This window comes from Reyranella sp., from assembly GCF_050185545.1.
GTDB lineage: Bacteria > Pseudomonadota > Alphaproteobacteria > Reyranellales > Reyranellaceae > Reyranella.
Map to the genome: position 1 here is coordinate 1 of NZ_JBFWZI010000208.1, position 11,167 is coordinate 11,167.

At 67.5% G+C, this 11,167-nt stretch carries 9 protein-coding genes and 1 pseudogene; 4 read left to right on the forward strand and 6 right to left on the reverse strand.

Going from position 1 to position 11,167, the window contains the following annotated elements:
- Positions 1-296, forward strand: a pseudogene (locus AB7O82_RS32740) (monooxygenase); the annotation flags it as partial.
- Between the two features lie 86 nt (positions 297-382).
- Here AB7O82_RS32740 and AB7O82_RS32745 read toward each other — a convergent pair.
- From AB7O82_RS32745 to AB7O82_RS32755, 3 genes are all read right to left on the reverse strand, one after another.
- Complete coding sequence (locus AB7O82_RS32745) at positions 383-1,159, reverse strand: peptidoglycan-binding protein (RefSeq protein ID WP_428621265.1); 777 nt, start codon at positions 1,157-1,159, stop codon at positions 383-385.
- Positions 1,160-1,408: 249 nt separating this feature from the next.
- Positions 1,409-2,797 carry an amidase gene (locus tag AB7O82_RS32750; protein WP_428621267.1) on the reverse strand — a complete coding sequence of 463 codons (1,389 nt, stop codon included), beginning with the start codon at positions 2,795-2,797 and terminating at the stop codon, positions 1,409-1,411.
- Positions 2,794-2,988, reverse strand: coding sequence for a hypothetical protein (locus AB7O82_RS32755; RefSeq protein WP_428556253.1), 195 nt, complete (start codon positions 2,986-2,988; stop codon positions 2,794-2,796). Before AB7O82_RS32755 ends, AB7O82_RS32750 begins: the two co-directional genes overlap by 4 nt.
- A gap of 71 nt (positions 2,989-3,059) precedes the next feature.
- Between AB7O82_RS32755 and AB7O82_RS32760 the strand changes: the two genes are divergently transcribed.
- Both AB7O82_RS32760 and AB7O82_RS32765 read left to right on the forward strand, forming a co-directional pair.
- Positions 3,060-4,424, forward strand: coding sequence for an MmgE/PrpD family protein (locus AB7O82_RS32760; RefSeq protein ID WP_428556255.1), 1,365 nt, complete (start codon positions 3,060-3,062; stop codon positions 4,422-4,424).
- A gap of 305 nt (positions 4,425-4,729) precedes the next feature.
- Positions 4,730-5,935: an ABC transporter substrate-binding protein gene (locus AB7O82_RS32765; RefSeq protein WP_428621269.1), complete on the forward strand. Its 1,206-nt coding sequence runs from the start codon at positions 4,730-4,732 to the stop codon at positions 5,933-5,935.
- A gap of 71 nt (positions 5,936-6,006) precedes the next feature.
- Here the strand turns inward: AB7O82_RS32765 and AB7O82_RS32770 are convergent, their stop codons facing one another.
- The 3 genes from AB7O82_RS32770 to AB7O82_RS32780 all read right to left on the reverse strand — a co-directional run bounded on the left by AB7O82_RS32770 (position 6,007) and on the right by AB7O82_RS32780 (position 9,765).
- Positions 6,007-7,500, reverse strand: a complete 1,494-nt coding sequence (locus AB7O82_RS32770) for a TRIC cation channel family protein (protein WP_428621270.1) — start codon at positions 7,498-7,500, stop codon at positions 6,007-6,009.
- A gap of 189 nt (positions 7,501-7,689) precedes the next feature.
- Entirely contained in the window at positions 7,690-8,613 is a 924-nt protein-coding gene (locus tag AB7O82_RS32775; protein ID WP_428554727.1) for an NADP-dependent oxidoreductase, read from the reverse strand.
- 54 nt (positions 8,614-8,667) lie between these two features.
- Positions 8,668-9,765, reverse strand: a complete 1,098-nt coding sequence (locus AB7O82_RS32780) for a ResA-like WAxxUGC motif-containing protein (protein WP_428554730.1) — start codon at positions 9,763-9,765, stop codon at positions 8,668-8,670.
- Between the two features lie 165 nt (positions 9,766-9,930).
- On the opposite strand from AB7O82_RS32780, the gene AB7O82_RS32785 reads away from it, so the two are divergent.
- On the forward strand, positions 9,931-11,016 hold the full coding sequence (locus AB7O82_RS32785; protein ID WP_428554733.1) for an SGNH/GDSL hydrolase family protein: 1,086 nt from the start codon (positions 9,931-9,933) through the stop codon (positions 11,014-11,016).
- Positions 11,017-11,167: the final 151 nt, after the last annotated feature.

The window sequence follows — 11,167 nt, forward strand, 5'->3', positions numbered from 1 at the left end:
TCACCGAGTCCGGCCGCACCATTGCGACCATGGTACGGCACGCCCTCGACCACGCCTTCCGCGAGATCGAGGTGACGCAAAAGGCCGAGGAAGAGTGGGTGAAACTGCTGCTGACCAGCGTCGGGCGAATGACCGGCGGCGCCGACTGCACACCGGGCTACTACAACAACGAGGGCCAGGACGCCGGCCTTGCCGCCCGGCTCGCCGTCGGCTACCCGGCCGGTGCGTCGGCCTACTTCAAGTACATCGACGAATGGCGCCGCTCCGGGCGCTTCGAGGGCCTCACCTTCCGCTGAAAGGCCTGCTTCGAGAGGTCATCGATGAGGAAGGACCGGTGTGGATCGACCCGATCAAGGGCCTCGACATCGAGCCGCAGCACGAGTCAGGTCGACATGCTCTGGTTGCCGAAACGGTCTTCCATCTGCTGCGACCATGACTTCAAGTCGCCGAACGGGAAGCCGGTGACCGTGGGACCTTCGAATCGGAACGTGCGGTTGCCGCCGCCGAACTGGGTGTGCAGACCTGCCGTGACCGGCACACCCCACGTCGTCGCAAGCCGCGCCACGAGCTGTGAGCCCCGGCCGCCGCCGACATCGCATCCCAGGAGCTGAACCGACCCGAACGGCAGCAGCACCTGCCGAATGCGCCGGATGGTTCCCTCGACCTGGGAGAAGTTCGACAGCGAGATCGCCGCGAGATGGGGCGCGCCATTGATCTCGCCGCCCGTCACGTTCTGCAGGCCGCGATTGCCGTGTCCGTGGAAACGCAGCAGCATGACGTTCTCGCGCCTCCCGCGGGCTACGATCTGGTTGGTGACGAACTCGATGCCGTTGGACATGCCGAACACGACGATCGGATCGCCGCCGGCAGCCCGGACATCCGCCGCCTCGAGGTTGACGAGCGACGGGTCGGTGCCATCAACGACGTCGATCGTCTGGAAGCCGCTCACGTCCATGTACTTGTTCCACGTGTTCTGACCGATGATGCCGTCGCGCCCCAGGTGATGAAACGACTGGAAGTTCTCGACCGCGCCCTTGGTGCGCGGCCCGAAATGCCCGTCGGACTTGATCAGGGATTGCGGCCGGTGCCGACGCAGCAGGATCTGCGATGTCGTAACGCTCGGCAGGACGTCACCATTCATCAGGAACGTGAAGGGCATTGCCATCTCCTCCCTGTGACAGTCGGCACGGCAATTGTCCGGCATCGCAACGGGCCGATCAAGCAACCCCGGATGACACGCGAGATATGCGCCGGCGGATCAGGCCGCTGTCTTGATTGCGCCAATATTCTGTGGGTGCCGGCGTCTTGGTCTTGCGGACCGCGGGCGTCTCGCCCGCTCACGTTCATGATCATGAGCGGGCGAGACGCCCGCGGTCCGCAAGACGAGGGCTCCGCGGTTCCTCGCGCCTCAACCGGCCATGGCAGGCCGCTGCCTGCGCCACGGCATGGCGGTTTCGTAGGCGTGGGCAGCGCGGAACAGCGTCGGCTCGGCGAACGGCTTGCCGGCGAGTTGCACGGCTACCGGCAGGCCACCCTCGCCGAACCCGGTGCAGACGCTGATCGCCGGAAAACCGGTGACGTTGAACGGCATGGTGAAAGACGGCTTCTCCATGTTGCCCCACTTCGGCACGTCCGCGATCCGCGGCGCCTCGCCCGCCTGCGAAGCGCTGACGAGAACGTCGAGATCCTCCATCGCCGCGGCCATCTCCAAGCATAGCATGCGGCGTCGGCGCATCGCCTGAACGATGTCGGGGCCACTCACCGTCGCCGCCAGGGCGACCCGGTCGCGGAACAGCTCGCCATAGTCGGTGAAGCGCTCGCGCAGCCACGGCGCATGCAGGGTGTAGGCCTCAGTGACCATCAGCAGGTAGCCGACGGCGTGGTAGTCGGCGGCGGGCGACAGGGTGATGTCGCGCACCTCGGCGCCTTCCTTGCGGAAGAAATCCAGGGCGGCATCGATACCGGCGCGAGTTGCATCGGAGGCGCGGTTGTCGATCTCGAAGAAGTGCCGGACGACGCCGATGCGCAGGCCCTTCATGCCCCTGCCGAGCTCGGCGGTGAAATTCGCCACTGGGCGGTCGACGCTGGCCGGGTCCTCGGGATCGTGGCCGGCCATGCCCTGCAGCAGGAGCGCACAGTCTTCGGCCGTCCACGCCATCGGCCCGGCAGTGTCGAGCGTGAAGGCGAGCGGCAGGACGCCGGCGCGACTCGACAACCCGTAGGTCGGCTTGATGCCGGCGATACCGCACAGCGCGGCCGGTCCGCGGATCGAGCCGCCGGTGTCGGAGCCGGTGCCGCCCAGGATCAGACCAGCGGCAATGGCGGCGCCCGTGCCGGACGACGATCCGGCGGTGAAATGCTCGCGGTTCCACGGGTTGCGCGCCGGCGGCCAGGGCAGGTCGAACGACGGACCGCCGAAGGCGAACTCGTGCGTGGCGAGCTTGCCCAGCATGACCGTGCCGGCGTCGGCCCAATTCTTCACGGTGTGGGCGTCGTGCGTCGGCACGTTGTGCTCGAGCAGCTTCGAGTGCGCCGTCGTGCGGATGCCGGCCGTGTTGTAAATGTCCTTGTGGGCAATCGGGATGCCGTCGAGCTTGCCGCGCAACGTGCCTGCCATCTGCCGCGCCTCCGCTGCCCTGGCATCGGCGAGTGCGCGTTCCTCGGTCACGAGCAGGAACGAGTCGAGCTGGGGATCGAGGCGTCGGATGCGTTCGAGCTGCGACTTCGCGAGCTCCACGGGCGAGAGCTTCCTGGCCGCGATCTGAGTCGCCGCCTCGGCGATGGTGAGGAAGTTCATCGGCCCTGCCCGACGTCGAAGGTGAGCGCGGGTTCCGCCTCGCGCGGCAATGGCGCGTTCACGCGCTCGATCATCCGGCGGAAGATCGCCGCGCCCGGCATTATGGCCTCGATCTGCGCAGGCGAGAGGTCGTGCCCGTTTCTTTTCAGGATGCGTTGCAGCTCGTCCTTGTCGATTTCCGGTGTACTCATGGTGCGCTGCTCTCGATGGACTGTGGCCGCCAGACAATAGCGGCGGCCGGGCGCGTACGCTAATCATCGGCATGACCGCCGCCAACCGCTTTGCCGCTCACGCCCTCGACACGCGCTTCGCCGACCTGCCCGGCGCTGCCGTGGACGCCGTCAAGGTCTATGTGCTCGACAGTCTCGGCGTCGGAATCGCCGGCTCGTCGGTCGAGGGCGCCGCCGGACTGTCGCGCATCGCTGCGGGCTGGGGCGCCGGCGACACCCCCGTCTGGGGCCGCACGGCCAGACTGTCGGCGGCGGCAGCGACCTTCGTCAACGCCTGGCAGATGCACAACCAGGAATACGATTGCCTGCACGAGGGCGCCGTTGTGCACGCCATGGCGTCCGTCCTGCCAGCGGCCCTGGCCGCCGCCGAGCGGCGCGGCGGCGTCGCCGGCCGCGAGTTGATGGCCGCGGTCGCGGTCGGCGTCGATGTCGCGGCCGGGCTGGGGCTCGCATCGCGCGCCGGCTTCCGCTTCTTCCGTCCTGCCACGGCCGGCGGCTTCGGCGCCGTCGCCGCGGCCGGCCGCGTGCTCGGCCTCGCGCCCGAGGCCCTGCAGGCAGCCTTTGCCTGGCAGCTGGCGCAGGCCAGCGGCACCATGCAGGCCCACAGCGAAGGCAGCCCGATCCTGCCGGCGCAGGTCGGCTTCAACGCCCGCGCCGCCCTGCACTCCTGCGAGTTTGCGACCCTGGGCTTTGCGCCGGCGCGCGCCGTGTTCGAAGGCCCGTACGGCTATCTTGCGCTGTTCGAGGGCAGCTTCGAGCTCGAGCCGGTGCTCTCGAGCCTCGGCCGCGACTGGAGCATCGCCCAGTTCAGCCACAAGCCCTTCCCCGCCGGACGCGCCACCCACGGCGGTATCGAAGGGGTGGCAGCCCTGCAGGCGGCTCATCGCTTCACCGCCGACGACGTCGACCGCATCGAGATCCGCGTGCCGCCGCTCACCGCACGCCTCGTCAGCCGCCCTCTGCTGCGCGGCAGCGGCGCAAGCTATTGCCGCCTATGCATGGCCTACGCCGTTGCCAAGGTGCTCCAGAGCGGCAGGCTAGACCTTTCTGATTTCCGCGGCGAGGCGCTCGCCGATCCGGCGACGCACGCGCTGGCGGCCCGCGTGCAAACGCTGAGTGACGGCAACCCCGATCCCAATGCCCTCGCCCCGCAAAGCCTTTCCGTGCACCTGAAGGACGGCCGCAGCCTTGCATGGCGATGCGAGACCATGCTCGCCAACCCGGCGCGTCCCCTTACCCACGAGCAGCACCTCGCCAAGTTCACGCGCTGCCTAGACTTCGCCGCCGAGCCCCTTGCTCCCGACGCCGGCTCACGCCTGATCGAGTCGGTCGATCACCTCGAAAAGCTCGAGGACGTCCGGCTGCTGGCGAGTCTGGCGGCTGCACGAGCTTCGTGATCGGCGAGGCATTTTCCGATCCGGCTTCGCGGCTACGGGGCGGACCTCCATTCCTCTACCGTAATCGGGGGAGGTGGCCCGGAGGGCCGAAGGGGGAAAGCCCCACGCGAAGTATTTGAAGGTCCGACGTCGGAATCTGAAGCATCTTTACTGCGGCCCTCCCCCTGCGCCCCGTTAACGGGACACCTCCCCGATGACGGGGAGGAAATGAAAGACGTGTCCTCGCCGCGGAGCAAAGCAAGACTCGCGTCATCCCCGCGCCTGCGTGCTAGGCTCGCGCCAACAACGTCAAGTCGGAGGAAACAATGCACATCACAAGGGCCGCAGTGGCGGTGTTGGTCGCGTGCGGCCTTTTCGGCGGGACGGCACTGGCGCAGAACCAGGCCGTCAAGATCGGCGTGCTCGACGACATGTCGGGACCCTATGCCGAGAACACCGGGCCAGGCGATGTCGCCGCTGCCAAGTTCGCCATCGCCGATTTCGGTGGCTCCGTGCTTGGCAAGCCGATCGAACTGGTGAGCGCCGACTTCCAGAGCAAGGTCGACGTCGGCGTCGGTATCGCCAAGCGCTGGTACGACGACGAGAACGTCGACCTGATCATCGGAATCCCGAATTCGGCGATAGCGCTTGCCCTGGTCAAGGTCGCCGCGGAGAAGAACCGCATCGTCATGCCGACCGCGGCGGCGACCTCGGAGCTGACCGGCAAGGCGTGCACTGGGCACAGCATCCACTGGATTTACGATACCTATGGCCAGAGCAAGACCATCGTCACCGCGCTCAGCAAGCAGGGCGGCGACAGCTGGTACTTCATCACCGTCGATTACGCCTTCGGGCTGGCGGTCGAATCGGACGCCACCAGCTTCATCAAGGCGGCCGGCGGCAAGGTGCTGGGCTCGGCGCGCCATCCGCTGAACACCCAGGATTTCTCCTCCTACGTCCTGCAGGCGCAGTCGTCGAAGGCCAAGGGTCTGATGTTTGCCAATGGCGGCAACGACATCATCAACGGCGTCAAGCAGGCGGCGGAGTTCGGCCTGGTCAAGCAGGGCATGCGCATCAGCGCCCCGTTGATGCAATTCCCCGATGTCCATGGCGTCGGCCTCAAGATCGCCCAGGGCCTCCTGATGGCGAGCCCGTTCTACTGGGACATGAATCCGGACGCACGCGCCTTCTCCGACCGCTTCACCAAGCAGATGGGCCGGCCGCCGAGCTTCATCCAGGCCGGCACCTACGGCGCAGTGCTGCACTATCTGAAGGCCGTGCAGGCCGCCGGCACCGACGAGGCCAAGGCGGTGATGGCGCAGATGAAGAAGCTGCCGATCAACGACTTCATGACCAAGGACGGCAAGGTGCGCGAGGACGGTCGCGTCATCCGCGACATGTATCTGATGCAGGTCAAGACGCCCGAGGAGTCAAAGGGCCCCTGGGACTTGGCCAAGATCATCGCCACGGTGCCGGGTGAAGAGGCGTTCCGGCCGCTCAGCGACGGTGCCTGCCCTCTGGTCAAGAAGTAGCATCGTCGTTCTCAACCGGACTGCGGGCGTCCCGCCCGCAGTCCGATCGACGATGAGAGCTTGGCGGACGGTCAGCTGAAGCGCCAACCTTTGGTCCGGTGCGAGATCGCGATCATGCGGCTGAGAAAAGCCCCGGCGACCGTGACCGCGACGCCGAACGCAATCTCCTGCGCCTGCAGCCGATCGCCTTCCCAGTCGAGGAAGAGCGCGAATGCCAGACCCCAGACGAAGGCTATCTCGGCGTAGAGCTCACCGCGCAGGTTGGCCACCACGCGATCGTGGCGGAACAGGTCGCGCATCAGGCCGCCGAACGCGCTGGTGAGTACCGCGGCGATCGGGCCCCACAGCCACAGCGGCTGGACTCCGGCATCGAGCACCACGACCACGCCGGTGACGGTGAAGGCGGCGAGCCCGACCGCATCCGTCACCTCGATCGACCGGCTCGCCAGCGCCGCCGGCAGGACCAGATGGCGGGCCGATGGCCCGGCCTGCAGGAGCGCCGCGCCCCTGATGATCAGCATGCCAGCCAGCACGGTGCCGAACACGATCAGCAGGGTGTCGGGATGCCGCACGATGCCGATCGGCTCGCGCTGCAGCAGGAGGTCGCGCACGATGCCGCCGCCGACCGCCGGAAGGACGGCGAGAAGCATAGCCGCGAATACCGTGTACCTGCCCTCGTGCGCCAGCAGCACGCCGGAAAGGGCAAACGCCACGGTCCCCAGGAACACCAGCAAGCGGAACCAGCCGGTATCGATCGTCTGGTTGGTCAGCACCGGCATCACATAGACGCGCGCGATGCGATGAAACTCGCCGCTCCCCTTCAACTGGTCGATCGCGGCGTCGATGCGGCCGACCCGCTCGGGCGTCTGGCTGGCACGGCTCAGCATGAAATGGATATCGGTCGACACGCGCAGCGGATGTTCCTCGATCAGCGAAGCCTCGTTGCGGCGCCACGCCGTGGTGGCGGCGGAAACACGATCGGCCAGGAAGCCGTCGATCACGCCGCCCAGCAAGTTCTGGAGATTCCGGGAATCGGTCTCAACCGCAACGATGCGATCCTTGTTGGCAGGGTCGGCAATGAAGGTGTTGATGCGCTTGTCGGCGTAGACGTAGCCCCCGATCACGCCGAGCCGAAACTTCTGCTTGGCAAACGCCTCGAGCATCTCGTCGACAGTCGCGACGGGAAGTCGCGCACTTGCGCCGCGCCGCACGATCAGGACGTTCGTTTCGGTTCGATAGGGCTTGGAGAAGTAGGCATAGCGCTCGCGCTCCTCCGACTTCGTCGCTCCGGCCGCGATGTCGGCCGTGCCGGCAGCAATCGCCGCAAGGTAAGGCTCCCACTCGCGCAACGGCAGGTCGATCTCGAGGCCCATGATGCGGGCGATCGCGCGCTCGATCTCGATGTCGAAGCCGGTGAGAAGCGCAACCCCGCGCCTAAAGTCCTGATATTGATAGGGATCCCAGGGATACCAGCCGCCGCGCAGGGTATCGGCGACGGCGGCGCCCGACGGCCGCGCCACCGGGACGACGGTCTGGGCGGCCACGCCGGGGGCGAGCAGGAGCATGGAGCAGAGGGCCACGAGCCACAGGCGAAGGGGCAGTCGGGCCGCGCGGCTCGGATTGTGTGAGCCTACCCCCGAGGTCATCTTCTTCCGGGCCGCGAGCGCCTCGCTCGCTCATGTGCATGAGCGAGCGAGACGCTCGCGGCCCGGAATAGCATGAACGGCAATCTCACGGACCGATCTCACAAACCGTCAGCGCAGCTTGAACACGAGCTTGCCCTTCAGGTGCCGCGCCTCGCTGATCTTCAGCGCCGCGGCCGCATCGGACAGGCTGTACTGCGTGATCGGCGGCAGGCGGACGGCGCCGATGCGATGGAGCTCGGCGATGCGCTCGAGCGGCGCCCGCGCTCGACTGACTGCAGGCCGCAGCGCAACGACGTCGCTGCGCTCGGGCTTGGGCGCCTGGGCGCCCGAGGCGATGAAGGCGGCGCGTCCGCCCGGCTTGAGAACGGCGAACGACCGCGTCGCCACGTCGCCGCCCACCGTCTCGAACACCGCATCGCACCCTTGCACGACCTTGGTGAAGTCAGTGGCGTTGTAGTCGATCACCTGGTCGGCGCCGAGGCCGCGCAGGTAGTCGAGATTGGCGGCGCTGCCTGTGGTGACGACGCGGGCACCGAGGTGCTTGGCGAGCTGGATGGCGAAGCCCGCAACTCCGCCGGCGCCGCCCTGGATCAGGATCGTCTCGCCGGCCTTGAGCTTCAGCGTATCCTCGACCGAGCGGATGGCGGTGAGACCGATCAGGGCGATCGCCGCGGCCTCGACGTGCGACAGGCTCGCAGGCTTCCTGGCGACGATGGCCGCGCCAATGGCGATCTTCTCGCAGTAGGTGCCGTCGCGTCCCGCCTCGAGGACGCCGAATACCTCGTCGCCGATCGCGAGATCGCCGACGCCCGCGCCGACCGCACTTACCACGCCGGAGAAGTCGCGCCCGAGGATGATCGGGAACGTGGGCGAGCCGGGATACTCGCCGGCGCGCACCTTCCAGTCGGCGCCGTTGACGCTCGCGGCGTGCGTGTCGACGACGATCTGGCCGGCACTCGGTGTCGGATCGGGCAGATCGCCGTAGTTCAGCGCGTCGAGCCCGCCGAATTGCTTGATATAGACAGCCTTCATTATGTGCCGACCTTTGTGATTGTGGTGTGTGGGAAGTTTGTCGACAGCCGCCGGTCACGGCCGCCAGGGCTCGGTGTAGTTTTCGGCGCCGATCTTGCGCACGTCGGTCAGCCAGTCGCCTTCGTACGGCCAGGCATCAGGCGCCTTGGGATCCGGCCCTTGCCAGAAGCGGGCGAGCGCGTCGTTGCCGACTTTCTCGAGCGACCATGCCTGGCGGCGGAAGGTCCAGCTGTCCGGCACCAGGCGATGGGCTTCGCGGAAGTGCCGCACCGCCGCCTCGCGATGGCCGTCCATCTCGAGCTGCGAGGCGAGCTGAAAGTGGGCGTGACCGCGCGCCTTGTCCGCATCACGCGGGCGGGACCGCTCGATCACCTGGTCGGGCGACAGCGCGAACCGGCTCTCCGCGCCGTGCGCCACCCAGTCGCGCAGTGCGGCATGATAGGCCTCGGTGTCGCGCCGGATCTTCGCCGCTTCGGCCATGATCTCGACGAAGCGCTGGGGTGCATCGGGAGGCAATGTCAGCCGCGGTCCGCTGGCCGGCTGCGGCGGCGCCGGCGCCGCCTCGGCCGGCCGCACGATCATGCCGTTCTCGTCGATCCATATGCTGCTCGGGATGTTGATCACGCCGAGCAGCTCGGCCAGCACGTGATGCCGGTCGATCAGGGAAGGATGCGTCGGCCGGGCCGCCTCGATGAAAGCGCGGCAGCCGGCGTCGCCCAATGTGTCGAGCCCGACCGTGACCAGCTCGAAGCCATTGGAATGCAGTTCGTCGCGCAGGGACCGCCACACGGGCAAGTCTCGCGAACAACCTCAATACGGCGCCCATGCGTACACCAAGACCTTCTGGCCACGCAGGCTCGACAGCTGGAACACGTTTCCGTCGAGGTCGGGCAGCTTCAGGTCAGGCGCCTCGGCCGTCACCAGCGCCCGCGAGCCGATGGCGGCCGGCCCAAGCGCCCACAGCCCATGCTCCGCGGCATCGACCAGCGGCATGCCCATGTCGCGGGCGGTCCGCGCAACGTCGATCGTGTCACCGGGTGGGCGCGACAGCGGGATGCACACGTGGCCCCGGCAGGCGCCTTCCGGCTTCAACGTCCAGCCGGTGCCCGCCTCGAACTCGCTTCTTGGAATGTTGAGCGAACGCAGCAACATCGGTCGCGCCTCCCCTGTTCCATGAACCGTCGAGCCTAGCGCGCCACGCCGCGTCTCGTACAGATCATTGCCCGTTCAATGCGCTCCCCGTACCATCGGACTTGCAGACACGATGATTGCCCCCGGCGTCCAAGGCGAGCCCGTTCGCCCGAATGTCGAAGCGGAATGCTAGGCCGCCTCCTCCTTCTGCTGGGCTCCCTGTTGTTCGGCCTGATCGTTCTCGAGCTGGGCGCCCGCCTGCTGCGCGGACCGGAGTGGCTCTCGCAGTGGCCCAACCTGGTGCCCCTCAATCGTGCCGAAAGCGCCACCGATGTCGCCCGCTATGCGGTGTACGATGAGGGGCTCGGCTTCGCTCCGCTCCCCGAGGCGCGGCTGCTCAACATGGCGCGCGAAAGCGACGGAACCATAAGACGGACCAACGCCAGTCACGATGCGCAGGGACTGCGCCTGGCGCCGGCGGGCGCGCCGCTCTCCTTGCCTGGCCCGCCGATCCTTGCCGCCGGCGATTCCTTCACCTACGGGGCCGAGGTGGACGACGCCGACACCTGGCCCGTCGCCCTGCAATCCCTTCTCGGGCAGACGGTCGTCAATGCCGGGGCAAACGGCTATGGCATCGACCAGATCGTGCTCAGGGTCGAGAGGATCGCGCGCACCGTCCACCCGGGCGTGATCGTCGTTGCCCTGATTCACGACGACCTGCGTCGCGCCGAGATGAGTCGCGTTTGGGGAGCCGACAAGCCTTACTTCGATGTGGCGGGCAATACCCTCGCGCTGCGCAACGTACCGGTTCCGCCGCCGGCCGCACAGCATGCAACCCTGACGCTGTGGCAGCGCTTGTTGGGCCGGTCGGTGCTGGTGCAGATGACGATGCAGGCGCTCGGCCTGATGGACGCGTGGAGCCACGACGATCTGCGCGTCCATCCTGCGGGCGAGGGCGATCGCATCGCCTGTCTGCTCATGAAGCGCCTCGCCGCGTACGGTCGCAAGATCGAGGCCAGAACAATGGTCGTGGGCCTCTACGACGCGGATGCCTGGCGCTGGCGCTGGCTCGGCGCGCTCGCCCGGCAACATCGGGCACTTGATGCGACATTGTCGTGCGCGGCCAAGGCCGGGATCGAGACGATCGACACCTACGATGATTTCGACCGTGCCATCTCGGCAGAGGGAGTCGACGCCCTGTACCATCGCTGGCATCCCAATGCCGCCGGCAACCGGCTCATCGCCGACCTGATTGCCGCGCGCTTGCGGTGAGACTCCCCTCCTCACCAGCTTCGCTGGGGAGGACTTCCTACCCGTGGTCAAGTGAACATTGCCTCGTTTTGGGGGACGATGTGAAGGTGAGTGAGGGTGCATTGTCGCCCGTCGCGCGGAAGTGTGCCGGCGTGCTCGCGACCGTCAAGGA

Coding starts and splice junctions, on each gene's coding strand:
- AB7O82_RS32745 (WP_428621265.1), bottom strand. CDS start 1,159: ATGCCCTTCACGTTCCTGATGAATGGTGACGTCCTGCCGAGCGTTACG.
- AB7O82_RS32750 (WP_428621267.1), bottom strand. CDS start 2,797: ATGAACTTCCTCACCATCGCCGAGGCGGCGACTCAGATCGCGGCCAGG.
- AB7O82_RS32755 (WP_428556253.1), bottom strand. CDS start 2,988: ATGAGTACACCGGAAATCGACAAGGACGAGCTGCAACGCATCCTGAAA.
- AB7O82_RS32760 (WP_428556255.1), top strand. CDS start 3,060: ATGACCGCCGCCAACCGCTTTGCCGCTCACGCCCTCGACACGCGCTTC.
- AB7O82_RS32765 (WP_428621269.1), top strand. CDS start 4,730: ATGCACATCACAAGGGCCGCAGTGGCGGTGTTGGTCGCGTGCGGCCTT.
- AB7O82_RS32770 (WP_428621270.1), bottom strand. CDS start 7,500: ATGCTCCTGCTCGCCCCCGGCGTGGCCGCCCAGACCGTCGTCCCGGTG.
- AB7O82_RS32775 (WP_428554727.1), bottom strand. CDS start 8,613: ATGAAGGCTGTCTATATCAAGCAATTCGGCGGGCTCGACGCGCTGAAC.
- AB7O82_RS32785 (WP_428554733.1), top strand. CDS start 9,931: ATGCTAGGCCGCCTCCTCCTTCTGCTGGGCTCCCTGTTGTTCGGCCTG.